The sequence below is a fragment of the Chromobacterium sp. INPA-IVC genome, assembly GCF_059047085.1.
Window position 1 is genome coordinate 65,166 of the sequence record NZ_JBTNLS010000011.1, and the last position, 15,187, is coordinate 80,352.

Sequence of the window (15,187 nt, forward strand, 5' to 3'; positions counted from 1 at the left end):
TATACATTGAACGATAATTATTATCATTATCATCGGAGTTAAGCCATGCACACCCAGTCGGCCACGACCGGCAGCGCCGAAGACGGCGAGTTTTATTTCATGTCGTCCCACCGCAGCCTGAAGGCCGGCGGTGTACATGCCCGCATCCACACCCCCGCCCGCGGCGCGCTCGATCCGGACAGCGCGTTCTCCCGCGAAGTGGCGGAAGCCTTCGCCCGCGCCCGCGCCGACGGCATCGCCTCCCCGGTGCTGATGGGCGCCATCCCCTTCGACATCGACCAGCCCTCCGAACTGTTCATCCCCGCCCGCCACGCTTTCTTCGACCGCCAAGAGCGCTTGCAGGCGGCCGCCCAGCGCGCCGGCGACGGCGGCAAGGTGGTCGGCTCGCGCAGCATCCCCGACGAGCAAGGCTTCAAGGCCGCCGTCAGCCAGGCCATAGAGCGCTTCGGCCGCGGCGAGATCCGCAAGGCGGTGCTGTCCCGCGTGCTGGAAGTGGACTTCGACCGCCCGGTGTCGGCGGAACGCGTGTTCGACGCCGTGTGCGCGCAAAACCCCAACGGCTACCAGTTCCAGCTGCCGCTGGCCGACGGCGGCCGCCTGGTGGGCGTCAGCCCTGAGCTGCTGCTGCAGAAGGAAGGCGCGCGCGTGCGCACCTTCCCGTTGGCCGGCTCCGCCAAGCGCCAGAGCGACCCGGCGGCCGATGCCGCCGCCAGCGCCAAGCTGCTGGATTCGTCCAAGGACCATTACGAGCACAGCCTGGTCATCGACGACATCCAGAACGTGCTGGGCCCCTATTGCGCCGAGTTGTCCATCCCGTCCGCGCCGTCGCTGCTGGGCACCCGCGCGATGTGGCACCTGGGCTCGCAGATAGACGGCGTGCTCTCCGACGCCGCTCTGCCGATTTTGCAGCTGGCCTGCCGCCTGCACCCGACGCCGGCGATCTGCGGCTTCCCCACCCAGGCTTCCCGCCAGCTGATACGCGAGATCGAGCCGTTCGAGCGCGGCGTGTTCAGCGGCATCGTCGGCTGGTGCGACGAGCATGGCAACGGCGAATGGGCGGTTACCATACGCTGCGCCACCGTGGCCGATACCCGCGTGCGGCTGTTCGCCGGCGCAGGCATCGTCGCCGCGTCCACCCCAGAGTCGGAATGGGCGGAAACCCAGGCCAAGCTGGGCACCATGCTGGGCGCCTTCGGTCTGTCCGGCCAGGAGGCGGCGGCATGAGCGTAGCCTTCACCCGCTGGCCCGACGACCTGGCGGCGCGCTATCGCGCCGCCGGCTACTGGAACGACCAGCCGATGACCGAGATGCTGGCCCGGCAATGCCGCGAGCGTCCCGACGCGCCGGCCGTGCTGTGCGGCGAGCGCGAGATCAGCTACGCCGAGCTGGACCGCCGCGCGGGCAACCTGGCCGCCTGGCTGCTGTCGCGCGGCGTGGCCCGCCACGACACCGCGCTGGTGCAGCTGCCCAACGTCGCCGAGTTCTACATCGCGCTGTTCGCGCTGTTCAAGATCGGCGCCGCGCCGGTCAACGCGCTGTTCAGCCACCAGAAGCTGGAGCTGTCGGCCTACGCCCGCCAGATCCAGCCCAAGCTGCTGATCGCCGACCGCCGCCACCCGCTGTTCGGCGACGACGCGATGGCGGACGAGCTGGCTGCCATCTCGCCGGCGCTGAGCGTGCGCCTGTTCGCCAACGACGAGCTGGAAGCCGTGCTGGAGCGCGACTGCGGCGGCCTGCCGAAACAAGCCGGCCCCAGCGCCGCCGACGAAGTGGCGTTCTTCCAGCTGTCCGGCGGCAGCACCGGCACGCCCAAGCTGATTCCGCGCACCCACAACGACTACTTCTACAGCGTGCGCCGCAGCGCCGAAATCTGCGAGCTCGGCCCGCGCACCCGCTTCCTCTGCGCGCTGCCGGCGCCGCACAACTTCCCGCTCAGCTCTCCGGGCGCGCTCGGCGTGTTCCACGCCGGCGGCGCGGTGGTGCTGGCGCCCAATCCGGAAGCGCTGGCCTGCTTCGCGCTGGTGGAGCGCCACCAAGTGGACATCGCCGCGCTGGTGCCGCCGGCCGTCGCGCTGTGGCTGCAAGCCGCCCCCGGCCGCGAGGCCCAACTGAAGAGCCTGAAGCTGCTGCAAGTCGGCGGCGCCAGCTTCGCCGAAGCCACCGCCCGCCAGGTGCCGGAAGTGCTGGGCTGCAAGCTGCAACAGGTGTTCGGCATGGCCGAGGGCCTGGTCAACTACACCCGCCTGGACGACGGCGACGACATCGTCTACGGCTGCCAGGGCCGGCCGATGAGCGACGCCGACGAAGTGAAAGTGGTGGACGAAGCCGGCCACCCGGTGCCTCTCGGCACGCCCGGCATGCTGGCCACCCGCGGCCCCTACACCTTCCGCGGCTACTACCTGGCCCCGGAGCACAATGCCCGCGTGTTCGACAACGAAGGTTTCTATTACTCGGGCGACGTGGTGGTGGCCGACGAGCGCGGCTACCTGCGCGTGGTCGGCCGGGTAAAAGACCAGATCAACCGCGGCGGCGAGAAAATCGCCGCCGAGGAAATCGAACACCTGCTGCTGCAACACCCGCACGTGGCCCAGGCCGCGCTGGTGGCGATGCCTGACGCGATGCTGGGCGAAAAAAGCTGCGCCTACGTGGTGGCGCATGAGGACGGACTGAAATCGGTGGCGCTGCGCCGCTTCCTGCGCGAGCAGGGCGTGGCCGACTACAAACTGCCCGACCGTTTCGAACTGGTGGACACCCTGCCGCTGACCCACGTCGGCAAAATAGACAAACAAGCGCTGCGCGGCATGCTGGCCGCCGCGGCCGGAGCCTGAACACAATGAGCATTCCCAAGCTGAACGCCTACCCGCTGCCGCAGGCCGCCGACTTCCCCGCAAACAAGACCGCCTGGCGCGTGGAGCCCAAGCGCGCCGCGCTGCTGATCCACGACATGCAGCTCTACTTCCTCGCCTTCTATGGCGAGGACAGCGCGCTGGTGAACGAACTGGTGGGTAAAGTGGAGGCGCTGCGCCGCTGGGCAGACAGCCACGGCATCCCGGTGATCTACACCGCGCAGCCCACCGAGCAGAAGCCGGAAGACCGCGCGCTGCTGAACGATATGTGGGGCCCGGGCCTCACCACCGCCGATCCGGCGGTGCAGGTGGTGACGCCGCGGCTGGCCCCGCGCGAGCAGGACACCGTGCTGGTCAAATGGCGCTACAGCGCCTTCCAGCGCAGCGACCTGCAGGAAAAGATGAAAGCCTGGGGCCGCGACCAGCTGGTGATCTGCGGCGTCTACGCCCACATCGGCTGCATGATGACCGCCTGCGACGCCTTCATGCGCGACATCCAGGCCTTCATGGTCGGCGACGCGGTGGCGGACTTCAGCGAGGAAGAGCACAAGATGGCGCTGCGCTACGTGGCCACCCGCTGCGGCGCGGTGATCGCGCAGTCCGACCTGGCCGTTTCCGGCGGCGACGCCGCGCTGACGCGCGAATGGCTGAAGGCCCAGGTGCTGACCGTGCTGGAAGACGGCGACGACAGCCTGGCCGGCGGCGACAACCTGCTGGATTACGGCCTGGACTCCATCCGCGTGATGGAGCTGGTGGCGCAATGGCAGAAGCTGGGCCTGGAAATCGGCTTTGAAGATTTGGCCCAGGACCTGACGCTGGACGGCTGGTGGGCCGCCATCCAGGCCAAGCTGCCGCAGGAGGCCTGATCATGGTCGGACTGGATTTCACCGGCCAATGCGTGTGGGTGACCGGCGCGGCCCAGGGCATAGGCCGCGAGGTGGCGCGTCGCTTCGTCGAAGCCGGCGCGCGCGTCGTGGCGCTGGACCTGCGGTTCGAGCAAGCGGCCGCGCATTGCGGCGTGATGCGCGAGCTGCCGCTGGACATCCGCGACGCCGACGCCGTGGCCGCGCTGTGCCGCCGGCTGGCCGAAGAGGACGCGCTGCCCGATGTGCTGGTCAACGCCGCCGGCGTGCTGCGCCTGGGCGCGTTCGACGCGCTGTCGGTCGACGACTGGCAGCAATGCCTGGCCGTCAACGTCAGCGGACCGTTCTACCTGCTGCGCGCGCTGATGCCGCACTTCAAGGCGCGCCGCGCCGGAGCCATCGTCAACGTCGCCTCCAACGCCGCCCACGTGCCGCGCATCGACATGGCCGCCTACGGCGCGTCCAAAGCGGCGATGGCCAGCCTCAGCCACAACGCCGCACTGGAGCTGGCGCCGTACGGCGTGCGCTGCAACGTGGTCTCGCCCGGCTCCACCGACACGCCGATGCTGCGCGGCATGTGGCAGGACGAGCACGGAGCCGCCCGCACCATCGCCGGCAAGCCGGAAGCGTTCCGCCTGGGCATTCCGCTGGGCAAGCTGGCCACCCCGGCCGATGTCGCCGGCGCGGTGCTGTACCTGGCTTCCGACCTGGCCGGCCACGTCACGATGCAGGACATCGTGGTGGACGGCGGCGCCACCCTGGCCGCCTGAACATGCGGACCGCGCGACGGGGAGAGGCTGGACGCGCCGTCGGCGCGCGGCCGCCCTGTCGCCGACACCGGGGCCGCGCGCCGGCCCTGCCGCAAACGACGGGCTGAATCCGCGGCTCGTTTGCGGATCATCCTGTGGAGAACATCATGACAACGCTTGCAAGGCCGGATCACGGCCTACTCGCGCCCGAACACGGCCACGCGCCGCCATCCAGCCAGGCCGACTACCGCTCGATGGCCAGCCCCGCCGAACTGCTGCGCAGCCTGCCGGCCAACGCGCGCGCCAGCGCCTCGGTCCACGCCGGCCGCGACGCGGTGAAAAAAGTGCTGAGCGGGGACGATCCGCGCTGGCTGGTGGTGGTGGGGCCCTGCTCCATCCACGACCCGCGCGCCGGACTGGACTACGCCGCCCGGCTGGCGGAGCTGGCCGCCGAACTGAACGACACGCTGCTGATCGTGATGCGGGCCTACTTTGAAAAGCCGCGCACCAGCGTGGGCTGGAAGGGCCTGATCAACGACCCCTACATGGACGACAGCTACTGCGTGGACGAGGGCATGCACATCGCCCGCCGCTTCCTCCTGGCCGCCGCCGAGCTGGGGCTGCCGCTGGCCGGCGAGGCGCTGGACCCGATGTCGCCGCTGTACCTGGCCGACCTCTATAGCTGGATGGCGATCGGCGCACGCACCACCGAATCGCAGATCCACCGCGAGCTGGCGTCGGCGCTGGACAGCGCGGTGGGCTTCAAGAACAGCACCGACGGCTCGCTGGACGCGGCGCTCAACGCCATCGTCTCCGCCAGCGCGCCGCACGCCTACCTGGGCATGGGCAAGGATGGACGGGTGGCGGTGGTGAACAGCCGCGGCAACCCGCACTGCCATCTGGTGCTGCGCGGCGGCGGCGGCCGGCCCAACTATGATTCGGTGAGCATTGCGCTGGCCGAACAGGCGATGAAGAAGCACGACATCCCGCCGGCCATCATGGTGGACTGCGCGCACGCCAACTCGTGGAAGCAGCACACGCTGCAGCCGCGCGTGCTGGCAGACGCGGTGTCCCAGATCCGCCACGGCAACCGCAGCATCCGCGCCTTCATGCTGGAAAGCTTCATCGAGCCCGGCAACCAGTCCATCCCGGCCGATCTGGCTCAGCTGCGCTACGGCTGCTCGGTGACCGATCCCTGCGTGGACTGGAACACTACCGCCGACATCCTGCGCGACGCCCGCGCCAAGCTGCGGCCGCTGCTGGCCGGCTGAGCCCCGCCAGCATCCTGTCCGATGCCGGCGTCCGGGCCGGGACATGCCCGCCCGGATGCTGGCCTAACGAACGCTCACTCTCCGCCCAGCCTGCGACGGGCGTCGACAAAGCTTTCGCGCCTGACGCCGCTCACTTCTTTTTCCCACAGCGGGTTCAAGGGCAGATGGTAGCCGCTGTCCTTGGCCTGCTTCACCAGCTCGGCCAGTTCCTCCTTGTTCGCGATCACGCAGATTTCGTCGAAGCGGCCGATCCTGGCCGGCAAGGCGAAAGTGGCCGGATAGTTCGCGTCCGGGTCCGTCGCCGGGCTGCCGGAATCGGCATTGTGGTGTACCACGCGCTCGCCGTCGCCCACCAAGGCCTGGTTGATCACGGGAATCATGTCGCGGATGCGCGCCGAGGCATTGCCGATTTCCGCATCCTCGCGGCGATAAAAGCTCTTGGGATTCAGATAGGCGTCCAGCAGGCCGACATTGGCCGGAATCCCGCGGTAATGGTCGATCCGGTCGCGGAAAACCTGATGCGCGACGTCCGGCACCGGCAGATTGTCCTGTGGCCCGACATCGCTCAAATGCGGGCCGATGACCAGCAAGTCGTAATCGGCGGTGAGGGGTTTGGCGTCCGCCTTCGGCGCCAACACTTCAATCGGCGCGCCGTCATGGCGGATTTCATACGCCTCCTCGCCGCCGGACTTGCGCGCCGCCTCGAAAACATATTCCTTGCCGCTGGGCGCTTTCGCGGTGAACGTGCGCGCGCCTTCGGCGTTTTCCCGCGACAGATTGTTCAGCACGCCGGCGTGCAGCAGGCTGGACAAGCGCGAAGCGGAGATCGTCAGCGGCACCGCCGCCGCGTCACCATCGCGGATGCACTGCCGGGTTTGGGAATTGAATTTGGCGATGCGGTCGGCCGAAGCGTTTTCCAGCTTGCTGAAGCGCTGGTCGACGCAGATCAATCCGGCCTGCGCGCCCCAGGACGCGCTTTTGCCCTTGATGTGAAACCCCTTGGTGGGATGCCCCGATTCGATCAGCTCGGTGGCCAGCCTATCCACCGGCCGGATGCCGATGATGCAATTATGGTCGCGCGCGACCTGCTGCAGCGGAATCAGGTGCGAGGCCACCATCCCGGTTTTGTCCTTCACCGCCTCAACCAGCCGTCCCAGGCTCAGCGGTTCGCCGCTTGCGCCCGGCGCCTGGTTCGAAATGGAATCCAGCTGGGATTGGCCGACATTGCCCGGCGTGATCGCCGCGCGATTGAATTGAATGGTCATGTGGTTTGGACTCGCAAATTGCCGACAACTCGACGGGACATGGCGCGCGCCGCCAGCCTCCCGGCTTGGCCGGGAGCCGCCGCGCGCCAGCGGAGACAATGGCGGCCAACATATCAGCCGGCGCGGCGACCGGCTTTCAGAAAACCGCATATCATTCGGTTTTTGACACAAGGATGCCCTGCGGGCCGGCTATTCCAGACTGCGGTCGCGCAGCTCCGCCACCGCGGCCTCCAGCTGAGCCTTCTGCTCGGCGTCGCCGAAACAGTCTTCCGGCAGCAGCTGCGCCAGCCGGCCAAGGGCGTGGGCCAGCCGATACTGCTGCTCGGGCTCCACCGGCGGCAGCGCCTCCGCCACGCTGTCCGCATTCACCCACACCTGCTCCAGCAGCGACACCACGCCGCGCAGCAGGGTCTCTCCGTCCAGAGCCGGCAAGGCCAGCGCCGCCGCGGCCTGGTCGCAATGGGCCTCCAGGCCCAGGATGCGCAACAGTTGTCTGAGGTCGCCGATCACCGCGGCCAGATGGCTGCCGACGATGGCCTGGCCGCTGGCCGACAGCTCGTAGGACAGCACCCTCAGCATGGTGCGCAGCTTGCGTTGCCGCCCATCCCGCTCTCCCAACGACGCCAGCCACTGCGACAGCTTCTGCCGGGACGCGCCGGCGCGGTGGTAAAGCCGCTGCAACTCCTGGCGCAAGGCCGGCGTGGGCGCGCCGTACTCCAGCGCGCCGAACAGGGACAAGGCCAGGGTGTCGTCGGCGGTCAGCGCCGCCAGCGCCTCTTCCATGCGGCGGCGCAGCTTGGCGTCCGGCCTGCCCTTCGCCAGCCAGGCGGCCAGCTGCAGGGCCATGCGGCCCGGGTCCGGCGTCTGCGCCTGCATCGCGGCCAGCAAATGCGGCGCGCGCTGCCAGTCTTGCGGGCCGCTCAGCAGGCTGTCCAGATCGGCGGCCTCCACGGCGGCCAGCTCCGCCACCAGCTTCTGCGCCAGCACCCGGCCGCGCGCGCCGTCCTGGCCGATGCCGCCGCGCCGGTTGTCGCGCAGGCGCCCTCCCAGGGCGAAGCCCAGGTCCTCCTGGGTCTCGGTCAGCGCATCGCTCTGAAACTCCAGCAGCTCTGCCTGCGCCAGCGCCAGCACCGACTCCGCCGCCGGCGGCCTGCCCATCGGCTGGACGCCGATGCCGTCATCCACTCCGCCCAGCGCCGTTCCCGGCGTAACCTGATCCAGCCTAAGCATGGGCCGCCTCCCGGGCATCGCCCCTCAGTTGCTCCAGCACCCGCGCCTGATGCGCGGGCGTGTCCAGGTGGATGCGCACCAAGCCGTTGTCCAGCCTGGCCTGCCCGACGGACAGCGCGGCGTCGGCCAGCACGGCCACCTCCGGCACATCGGCGTAGGCCTGCTCCGCCGCCCTCAACGCTTGCGGCGCGACATGCAGATTGACGCTGCCGCGCGGCAGCAGCCGAGCCACCTGGCGCTCCACCCGGCGCAGCAGCAGCTCGCTTTGATCACAGTTTCCCAACAATGCCTCCAGCACTCCGGCGGTGATGCCGCGCCAGCGCAGGGCCAGCTGGCGCGCGATCAAGCCTTCCATTTCCTGTTCGCAGCACAACCAGCGCACCGCGTCGGCCACCGCCTCCTCCCGCGCCAGGACCGCCTGGCGCTCGCCCTCTCGCCTGGCGGCCTCGCGCAGCGCGTCCGCGTCGAGCCGGGCCTGTTCCAGTTCGGCCTGCGCCTGGCGGCGCAGGGCATCGGCGTCGTCGCGCGCCGCCGCCCTTTCCGCCTCTAGTGCGGCGGAAATGTCCTGCCTGGCCGCCAGCTCGGCGGCCGAAATCACGGTTGCCGCCGGCAATGGCCCCGGCAGAACCGCCACGGGGATTTGCAGCGGATTATTCATAGCCACCTCGACAATTTTTGCAGCGCCGGTTCAAGCGGCGCCGCCGGCGCGGCCTGCGCGGAAGGCGCCCACAGCAGGCGGCACAAGCGCAGCGACGGTTCGGCCGCGTCCGCCAGCCAGGCGGCGCCCAGCGCGCGGGCGGCATCCGGCAACTCGGCCGGCGCCAGCTCCGCGGCGGCTGCGCCCCTGGGCAGCAGCGCCTGCAACTGCGTCTGCGCGCGCGCGTCCAGCGCCGGCGACAGCGCCTCGCGGTAAGGCTTCAACAACAGATAATCGGGACAGCGCAAGGCCCACAGGCCCAGCGCCGCGCACAGCGCCTCGCGGCGCATGTCGTCCTCCAGCAACGCCTCCGCCAATGGCGACGGCTCGGGCGCGCCGCCCGCATGGCCCAGTCGGCTGGCGATCAGGCTGTCCAGCGCCGGCCGCGTCAGCGCCTGGGCGGCATAGGCGGACCGCCAGCCGGCCAGGCCCAGCTTGTCCCACCAGCCATCGGCCATTTCCCGGCCCGGCCGCCGCCACAGCGCGTGCAGCCGCCGCAAGGCCGGGCTCATCCGACGGCCTCCGGCCTGCGCCGCCACCACAGCGCGGCGATGCACAGGCCGCCCAGCAACAGGGTTCCCCCTCCAGCGGCGATGGGCAGCCAGGGAATGGCTTGCGCCCTGGGCTCTGCCGCGGGCTGGTAGCGATATTCCGCCCGCTGCAGGGTGATGCTGATGCGATCGGCGGCCAGGCCGGGGATGCCGTCCCGCACCAGCGCGCGGATTTCCGGCTCGCGCGCGGCCAGGTTGACCTCCGGACTGTATTTGATGAACACCGCGGCCGACGCCGGCGGCGGCGCTTCGCCGTCCACCCCGCGCGGCTCGGCCACCGACACCTCGGCGGCCACCACGCCGTCCATGCTGGACAGCATCTTTTCCAGCTGCTGGCTCTTGAGATAGCTGAGCTTGGCTTCCTCCTGCTCCGGCGACGACACCAGCTGGCCGCTGGGGAACAGGTCCTGCATGGTCACCGTCTTGCGCCGCGGCAGGCCGTTCTGGCGCAGCACCTCCACCGCGTCGACGAAGCGGTCGCGCTCCACCTTCAGCGTCACCCCGTCCTTGGCCGTCTCCTTGTCGGCCGGGATGTGGTTGTACATCAGCAGCGCCAGCATCTGGTTGGCCTCGCTCTCGTCCAGCTTGCTGTAGAGCTCGCTCTTGCAGCCGGCCAGCAGCAAGACGCTCAGCAGCAGGATCCAAGGCGCGATTTTCATTGCATGCTGACCAGCTTGTTGATCGACTGGGTCAGCGAGCCCGCCACTTTGGCGGTCAGCTCGGAGCCGACGGTGAGCTCGCTGAGCGCGCTCTGGGCGGCGAACAGCGCATCCGGCGAGTCGGCCGCTTTCTGGCTGTCCAGCAAGGCCGCGAAACGCTGCTGGGAAGAGGCGTCGGGGACCGGCGCCTCGCTCTGCCCCAGCGGAGCGAGGGCGGCGAGGGCATGGGAAATGGCTTCTATGCTCATGATTTTTCCTCCGAAGAAGTCGCGTTCAGCAAGGCGCGCAAGGGGGCGCAATCGTCATCCGGCAAGGCGGCCAGCCGGGCGGCGGCGGCCCGGCGGCGGCCCAGGCCGAACAGCAATACGGCCTCGCAGCGCGCCAGTTGGGCGGGCTCGTCCAGCCAGTCGGGCAAGGCGGCCAGGATGTCGTGCATCTCGGCCCGCAGGCCATGGTTGACGGCGGCGAAGCCGGCCTCGATCACCAGGCGGGAAATGGGGAGTTCTGCGTTCATGCTCTTCATCCGATCTTGGAGATGATGCCCATCATCATGTCCTTGACCGCCTTCATCACCGAGCTTTCATAGCCGATCATCACCGAGTACTGCTGCAGCGCGTACTGCGACTTGAGCATGCTTTCCGGGTTGTTCTGCACATCGCTGTTCATGGCGGCCTCCGCGTTGTTGGCCGCCTGCGATATCTGTCCGCCGATCTGGGAGACGATGGAATCGATGTTCATGAAGGGCTCCTTGGCTCAAAACAGCAGCGACGCCGCGAGCGGCACGGTCGGCGCTTCCCGCCTGACGTCGCTGGGCGACATGCGGAAATGGCGGCGGAAGCTGTCGGAAAAGTGCGCCGGGTTGCCGAAACCCGACTCCAGCGCCACGTCGATCACTTTCTTGGTGGTGGTTTCCAGCAAGCCCCTCGCGTATTCCAGCCGCTGCGCCAGCAGCCAGTGCTTGGCGGACACGCCGTACTTTTCCTTGAACAGCTGGTTGAACTTGCGCAACGGCAGCCCCAGCGCGTCGGCGTAGCGGGCCACCGGCCACGGCTGCAGCCGGTGGCGGTGGATGAAATCGAACAGGTCCAGGTCGGCGGCCACCAGATAGCGCAGCAGGGCCGCGCAGTATTCGCCGTCCACCGCCAGGCAATACGACAGCACGAAGCGCAGCATCGCGCAGCGGTCGGCCTCGGCCAGTTGCCCCGCCGCGCGCAGCACGCCTTCTTCGGCGGGGATGTTGCGGGGAATGTCCAGCATCGCGCCGCGGCCCCCGCCCGGCAGCAGCTGCTGCATGTCGCGGTAAACCAGTTGCAGTTCCATGGCGGAAACGGGGTAGGCCCGTCCCGCCGCGGACAGCTCCGGGGTTCCCGTTCCCGCCATCAGCAACAGGCTGGGGCCGAGGACCGGATAGCTTTGCCCGGCAACGCGTACCATGTCGTCTTCCGTTGTCAGGATGATGTGCAGACAAGTCATCGCGCGCTCCTTTTGTTCACCATATGGCCATCATCGCGCCGGGTTCCAACCGGCTCCATCAGGTCATCACCTGAGTTGGGCGGTCCCGCGATGCCGTCTATGCCAGACGGTGTCGACCACCCGCATCGCCGCCAGGCAGGCCAGCCGCTGGCGCTCCAGCTTGGCGTAGGCGGCGGCGCTTTGCGGCTGGCGCTGCCTCAGTCCCAGATCGGCGGCCTCCGCGGCCAGCGCGGCCAGCATCCGTCCCAGATCGCGGCCGTTCGGATCGGCCGCCAGCGTGTCTTCAAGTTCGGTCAAGGTATGCATGGAAACTCTCCGTTCAGCCGTGCAAGGGCAGGAACACCAGTTGTCGATTGCCGGCGATGGAGACGCCGGCCGGCGTGATCGCTACGATGCGCATGCTCCGCTTGAGCGGGCTGCCAGGCTGCAAGCGCATGCCGTTGGCCAGCTCCAGATAGGGCTCCCGGGCGTTGCCGCCCACCCCGGAGATGGCTGCGGGCAGGTAGTCGGCCGGCAGAGCGGTGCTGGCGGCGCTGATGAAGCGGAAGCGCCCGCTCTTGCCGGCCTCGGCGTTGAACCGCGCCAGCAGCGCGTCCAAAGCGGCCTGACGCGCCGCGTCCAGCTGTCCGGACAAGACCCAGCCCTGCTCCGTTCTGGCCGCGCTGAGGCCGGACAGCAGCCCGGCCTGCCGCAAGCGGGCCAGCAGCGCCGCCAGGGCGTCGGCGCCGCGATCGGTGAAGCGCCAGCCCTGCAGGCCCGGCAATTGATCCAGCGCGGCGGAAAGCTCGGCGAAACGGGCGTCGCTCTCCACCTGGCCATCGATATCCGCGCGTCCCTGCGTGTCCAGCGACACCGTGACGTCCGGATAGCCGTAGCTGCCCAGCAGCGCGCGCACCGAGCGCCGCAATTCGTCGTCGCACACCGTTTCCTGGCGCAGGCGCACGCCGGCGGCGCGCAGCCTGGCGGTCAGCGCGGACAGCTTCTCGCTGCTGCGGCAGCGCCCGGACAGCAACAGCCCGCCGCCGTCCAGCCAGCGCGCCGACAATCCCGGCTCGGCGGCCAGCGCCTGCGGCAGCCAGACCCGCGGTCCGGGGGCCGCCGGCGGATCCGCGGGCATCGCCGCCCAGGCCAAGGCCGCGGCCAGCGCCAGCGTGGCGGCCAGGATGGCGGCGGCGGAGCGCTTCAGGCCGCCTCGCGGCGGCACCTTCGGCGCGCCCAATTCGGCGTCGGCGGGCCCCAGCACGAAATGCAGCCCCGCCATGTCTATCGCCGCATTGGGCGGCAAAGGTCCGGGAGGACGGCTGCGGCCGCCCACCCAGCATGGCGTGCGGCTGCCGAGGCTGACCGCGTCGGCCGAGACTTCCAGCGTGGCGACGGCGCCGCCTTCCAGCGGCAGCGAGAGGTCGCTGTCGCCGCCGCCGACCGAGAACGGGCCGAGCGGCAAAAACAGCTCGCGTCCGGCCAGCGGACCATTGAGCAGCTTGAGCTTGAAACTGGCGTCCATGATCGTCTCCCCCTACAACTGCCGCGGCTCGGCCTTGATCAGGAACAGGCGCACCACATTGCGCTCGCTCTTGGTCGTGCTGCGGAACAGGCCGCCGATCAGCGGCAGATCGCCCAGCAATGGAATCTTGCGCACGCCCTCCACGCTTTCGTCCTGGACAAAGCCGCCCAGCAGCAGCGCCTGGCCCAGGTTGAGCCTGGCCTGGGTGGCGATCTCGGCGTTCTGCACCTGCGGCAGCGATTCGGCGCGGCTGATCGGCTTGTCCTGGCGGCCATCCTGGATGTTGAGGGTGAGCAGAACCTTGTCGCCGTCGGTTTCGTGGATCAGCCGCGGCGTGACGCGCATCAGCGCCCCGGCCGTCACCGACTCCAGCTTGGCGTTCTTTTCGCTCACCAGCTTGGTGTAGAAAGTGACGCTGCGGTCCAGCACCGCCTGCACGTTGTCCAGCGTCACCACCGACGGGCGGGAGACGATCTTGGCCTTGGACTTCTGCTCCAGCGCGGAAAGCCGCAGCATGAAGTTGCCGGAGTTGGACACCAGCGACGAGAAGCTGTCGGACGCCAGGCCGCCATCGCTGTTGAAGCTGACCGTGCCGCCGCCGATGCGAGCCGATCCGGACCAGTCGATGCCCAGTTCGTTGATGTCGGCGGCGTCCACATCGATGATGGCCACCGATATCTCGATCAGGCCCGGACGGCGGTCCAGCTTGGGAATCAGGTCGGCGTACAGCGACATGTTCTTCTTGCGGTCGCGGACCAGCACGGCGTTCTGCCGCGTGTCGGCGGAGAACATCGGCAGCCCGCTGGCGTCGGCGGGCGCCGGTGTCTTGTTGTCGGGCAGCGGCAGCGCCCTGCCCTGCGCCATCTCGCGCAGCACCGACACCACGCCGGGCACCACCACGTTCTGGCTGCGGTAGGCGTAGCTGCTGTCCCCGGCGTTGGCGTATTTGAGCGGATAGATGGCGATGGTTTCCTTGTTCTGCTCCTGGTTGAGATTCTGCTCGTCCAGTTGCTTGGCCAAGGCCGCCACCCGGGTCAGGCACACCGGCACGCCGTTGACCTGCAGCGCGTTGGCGCCGCCCACCTGGCGCAGCCGGCAAGCGGCGCCGTCCAGCAGGCCGCTCTGGCGGATCAGCCCCTCCAGCTCCGTCCCGCTCAGATAGGCCGGCGTCAGCAGCGCCTGGTCCATCTCCTGCGCCTTGTAAACGTACAGCGTGTTGCCGTCGTAATACGGCAGCAGCTGATACAGCCGCGACAGCTCGGACAGCGCCTTGCCGCGCGGACTGTCGCTCAGCTCCCCGGCATAGGCCTCTGTGATCCTGGGGCTGACCACCACCGGCAAGCGATAGTTGGCGCCCATGTCCTTCAACACCGAGGCCAGCGGCGTATTGCGGCTGGAAACGAAAAAGGGCTGTCCGCGCCAGGGAATGGGCTGGGCCGCGGCGGCGCAGGAGGCCAGCGCACCGGCCATCAGCAAGGGCAGGCATTTCATGCGTATCTCCCGGCAATGGGCAAAACAAGGGGGGGAGCGCGGTCGCGCCCGGCCAGCAGCGCCGCCAGCGCCAGTTGTTGCTTGAGCAGCAGGTCGAACTCCACCTCGGTCAGCCGCTCGGGAAAACGGCGCAGCAGCCACAGGCTGTCGTCGGCCAGGTATAGAGCGTCGTCGCAGGCTTCCGGGGTGGAGGCCAGCAGCAGGCAGGCTTCCGGCGCTTGCGACACGGGCCGATCCAGGGTCAGCGCCACGGTCAGTCCCGCGTCGAAGCTGCGCGCCCGCGCCCGGTGCGCGCCCAGCATGCCGGTGGCGACCGACCCGGCGGCGGACCAGCGAGGCTGTGCCAGGCGCGCGGCCAAACTGCGCAATGCGGAATGGGGATCGAGTGCTTTTTTCATGCCCCCATGCTGCCAACAGGCGCTATCGTGAAATATCCGGCCTACACCTGAATTTCACGCCGCGCCTGTCCATGCAGCTTCCGGGCGGGGGAAATGGCGGCGGCATGCCGCGCAGGCGGAGCGATGGCTTGATGGTTCACGGATATAAACCTAATTGGGCATGTCAAAGAACTTAATAATGACCATGATC

General features: G+C 69.0%; 18 protein-coding genes. 5 read left to right on the forward strand and 13 right to left on the reverse strand.

The genetic code is table 11. The features are described 5' to 3' along the window. Nucleotides 1–45 precede the first annotated feature (45 nt). The 5 genes from ACX17K_RS20165 to ACX17K_RS20185 all read left to right on the forward strand — a co-directional run bounded on the left by ACX17K_RS20165 (nucleotide 46) and on the right by ACX17K_RS20185 (nucleotide 5,729). Complete coding sequence (locus tag ACX17K_RS20165; RefSeq protein WP_493776161.1) at nucleotides 46–1,224, forward strand: isochorismate synthase; 1,179 nt, start codon at nucleotides 46–48, stop codon at nucleotides 1,222–1,224. Beyond that, the gene (locus ACX17K_RS20170) at nucleotides 1,221–2,828 is read left to right on the forward strand and encodes a (2,3-dihydroxybenzoyl)adenylate synthase (RefSeq protein ID WP_493776162.1); all 1,608 of its coding nucleotides are present in this window, start codon (nucleotides 1,221–1,223) and stop codon (nucleotides 2,826–2,828) included. The genes ACX17K_RS20165 and ACX17K_RS20170 overlap by 4 nt, the downstream gene beginning before the upstream one ends. 5 nt (nucleotides 2,829–2,833) lie before the next feature. After that, nucleotides 2,834–3,712, forward strand: a complete 879-nt coding sequence (locus tag ACX17K_RS20175; protein WP_493776163.1) for an isochorismatase — start codon at nucleotides 2,834–2,836, stop codon at nucleotides 3,710–3,712. Nucleotides 3,713–3,714: 2 nt separating this feature from the next. After that, nucleotides 3,715–4,479, forward strand: a complete 765-nt coding sequence (gene dhbA, locus ACX17K_RS20180) for a 2,3-dihydro-2,3-dihydroxybenzoate dehydrogenase (protein WP_231154802.1) — start codon at nucleotides 3,715–3,717, stop codon at nucleotides 4,477–4,479. 146 nt (nucleotides 4,480–4,625) lie between these two features. After that, on the forward strand, nucleotides 4,626–5,729 hold the full coding sequence (locus ACX17K_RS20185) for a 3-deoxy-7-phosphoheptulonate synthase (RefSeq protein WP_493776164.1): 1,104 nt from the start codon (nucleotides 4,626–4,628) through the stop codon (nucleotides 5,727–5,729). 74 nt (nucleotides 5,730–5,803) lie between these two features. Here ACX17K_RS20185 and ACX17K_RS20190 read toward each other — a convergent pair whose 3' ends face one another. The 13 genes from ACX17K_RS20190 to ACX17K_RS20250 all read right to left on the reverse strand — a co-directional run bounded on the left by ACX17K_RS20190 (nucleotide 5,804) and on the right by ACX17K_RS20250 (nucleotide 14,997). Continuing rightward, nucleotides 5,804–6,994 (reverse strand): anthrax toxin-like adenylyl cyclase domain-containing protein, encoded by a 1,191-nt coding sequence (locus ACX17K_RS20190; protein WP_493776165.1) that lies wholly within the window; start codon nucleotides 6,992–6,994, stop codon nucleotides 5,804–5,806. A gap of 189 nt (nucleotides 6,995–7,183) precedes the next feature. Then, nucleotides 7,184–8,224: a TyeA family type III secretion system gatekeeper subunit gene (locus ACX17K_RS20195; RefSeq protein WP_493776166.1), complete on the reverse strand. Its 1,041-nt coding sequence runs from the start codon at nucleotides 8,222–8,224 to the stop codon at nucleotides 7,184–7,186. After that, entirely contained in the window at nucleotides 8,217–8,882 is a 666-nt protein-coding gene (locus ACX17K_RS20200) for a hypothetical protein (protein ID WP_493776167.1), read from the reverse strand. Before ACX17K_RS20200 ends, ACX17K_RS20195 begins: the two co-directional genes overlap by 8 nt. Further along, nucleotides 8,879–9,433, reverse strand: coding sequence for a type III secretion system domain-containing protein (locus ACX17K_RS20205; protein ID WP_493776168.1), 555 nt, complete (start codon nucleotides 9,431–9,433; stop codon nucleotides 8,879–8,881). Before ACX17K_RS20205 ends, ACX17K_RS20200 begins: the two co-directional genes overlap by 4 nt. After that, entirely contained in the window at nucleotides 9,430–10,131 is a 702-nt protein-coding gene (gene sctJ, locus ACX17K_RS20210) for a type III secretion system inner membrane ring lipoprotein SctJ (protein WP_493776169.1), read from the reverse strand. Before sctJ ends, ACX17K_RS20205 begins: the two co-directional genes overlap by 4 nt. Further along, nucleotides 10,128–10,379, reverse strand: coding sequence for a type III secretion system inner rod subunit SctI (gene sctI, locus ACX17K_RS20215; protein ID WP_046159177.1), 252 nt, complete (start codon nucleotides 10,377–10,379; stop codon nucleotides 10,128–10,130). The genes sctJ and sctI overlap by 4 nt, the downstream gene beginning before the upstream one ends. Then, nucleotides 10,376–10,645 carry an EscG/YscG/SsaH family type III secretion system needle protein co-chaperone gene (locus ACX17K_RS20220; RefSeq protein WP_343481540.1) on the reverse strand — a complete coding sequence of 90 codons (270 nt, stop codon included), beginning with the start codon at nucleotides 10,643–10,645 and terminating at the stop codon, nucleotides 10,376–10,378. Before ACX17K_RS20220 ends, sctI begins: the two co-directional genes overlap by 4 nt. 5 nt (nucleotides 10,646–10,650) lie before the next feature. Continuing rightward, a complete protein-coding gene (sctF, locus tag ACX17K_RS20225; RefSeq protein WP_021478894.1) occupies nucleotides 10,651–10,869 on the reverse strand; it encodes a type III secretion system needle filament subunit SctF in 219 nt (72 codons plus the stop codon). A gap of 15 nt (nucleotides 10,870–10,884) precedes the next feature. Next, nucleotides 10,885–11,604, reverse strand: coding sequence for a helix-turn-helix domain-containing protein (locus tag ACX17K_RS20230; protein ID WP_493776170.1), 720 nt, complete (start codon nucleotides 11,602–11,604; stop codon nucleotides 10,885–10,887). Between the two features lie 66 nt (nucleotides 11,605–11,670). Next, nucleotides 11,671–11,910, reverse strand: coding sequence for an EscE/YscE/SsaE family type III secretion system needle protein co-chaperone (locus tag ACX17K_RS20235; protein WP_104946555.1), 240 nt, complete (start codon nucleotides 11,908–11,910; stop codon nucleotides 11,671–11,673). Nucleotides 11,911–11,923: 13 nt separating this feature from the next. Then, complete coding sequence (sctD, locus tag ACX17K_RS20240) at nucleotides 11,924–13,108, reverse strand: type III secretion system inner membrane ring subunit SctD (protein ID WP_493776171.1); 1,185 nt, start codon at nucleotides 13,106–13,108, stop codon at nucleotides 11,924–11,926. A 12-nt stretch (nucleotides 13,109–13,120) separates the two neighbouring features. Further along, complete coding sequence (locus ACX17K_RS20245) at nucleotides 13,121–14,599, reverse strand: EscC/YscC/HrcC family type III secretion system outer membrane ring protein (RefSeq protein WP_493776172.1); 1,479 nt, start codon at nucleotides 14,597–14,599, stop codon at nucleotides 13,121–13,123. Beyond that, nucleotides 14,596–14,997 carry a hypothetical protein gene (locus ACX17K_RS20250; RefSeq protein ID WP_231153618.1) on the reverse strand — a complete coding sequence of 134 codons (402 nt, stop codon included), beginning with the start codon at nucleotides 14,995–14,997 and terminating at the stop codon, nucleotides 14,596–14,598. The genes ACX17K_RS20245 and ACX17K_RS20250 overlap by 4 nt, the downstream gene beginning before the upstream one ends. Between the last annotated feature and the right edge of the window lie 190 nt (nucleotides 14,998–15,187).

Bases quoted from the DNA above. Each gene is read 5' to 3' on its own strand.
- ACX17K_RS20165 (WP_493776161.1), top strand. From the start codon at position 46: ATGCACACCCAGTCGGCCACGACCGGCAGCGCCGAAGACGGCGAGTTT.
- ACX17K_RS20170 (WP_493776162.1), top strand. From the start codon at position 1,221: ATGAGCGTAGCCTTCACCCGCTGGCCCGACGACCTGGCGGCGCGCTAT.
- ACX17K_RS20175 (WP_493776163.1), top strand. From the start codon at position 2,834: ATGAGCATTCCCAAGCTGAACGCCTACCCGCTGCCGCAGGCCGCCGAC.
- dhbA (WP_231154802.1), top strand. From the start codon at position 3,715: ATGGTCGGACTGGATTTCACCGGCCAATGCGTGTGGGTGACCGGCGCG.
- ACX17K_RS20185 (WP_493776164.1), top strand. From the start codon at position 4,626: ATGACAACGCTTGCAAGGCCGGATCACGGCCTACTCGCGCCCGAACAC.
- ACX17K_RS20190 (WP_493776165.1), bottom strand. From the start codon at position 6,994: ATGACCATTCAATTCAATCGCGCGGCGATCACGCCGGGCAATGTCGGC.
- ACX17K_RS20195 (WP_493776166.1), bottom strand. From the start codon at position 8,224: ATGCTTAGGCTGGATCAGGTTACGCCGGGAACGGCGCTGGGCGGAGTG.
- ACX17K_RS20200 (WP_493776167.1), bottom strand. From the start codon at position 8,882: ATGAATAATCCGCTGCAAATCCCCGTGGCGGTTCTGCCGGGGCCATTG.
- ACX17K_RS20205 (WP_493776168.1), bottom strand. From the start codon at position 9,433: ATGAGCCCGGCCTTGCGGCGGCTGCACGCGCTGTGGCGGCGGCCGGGC.
- sctJ (WP_493776169.1), bottom strand. From the start codon at position 10,131: ATGAAAATCGCGCCTTGGATCCTGCTGCTGAGCGTCTTGCTGCTGGCC.
- sctI (WP_046159177.1), bottom strand. From the start codon at position 10,379: ATGAGCATAGAAGCCATTTCCCATGCCCTCGCCGCCCTCGCTCCGCTG.
- ACX17K_RS20220 (WP_343481540.1), bottom strand. From the start codon at position 10,645: ATGAACGCAGAACTCCCCATTTCCCGCCTGGTGATCGAGGCCGGCTTC.
- sctF (WP_021478894.1), bottom strand. From the start codon at position 10,869: ATGAACATCGATTCCATCGTCTCCCAGATCGGCGGACAGATATCGCAG.
- ACX17K_RS20230 (WP_493776170.1), bottom strand. From the start codon at position 11,604: ATGACTTGTCTGCACATCATCCTGACAACGGAAGACGACATGGTACGC.
- ACX17K_RS20235 (WP_104946555.1), bottom strand. From the start codon at position 11,910: ATGCATACCTTGACCGAACTTGAAGACACGCTGGCGGCCGATCCGAAC.
- sctD (WP_493776171.1), bottom strand. From the start codon at position 13,108: ATGGACGCCAGTTTCAAGCTCAAGCTGCTCAATGGTCCGCTGGCCGGA.
- ACX17K_RS20245 (WP_493776172.1), bottom strand. From the start codon at position 14,599: ATGAAATGCCTGCCCTTGCTGATGGCCGGTGCGCTGGCCTCCTGCGCC.
- ACX17K_RS20250 (WP_231153618.1), bottom strand. From the start codon at position 14,997: ATGAAAAAAGCACTCGATCCCCATTCCGCATTGCGCAGTTTGGCCGCG.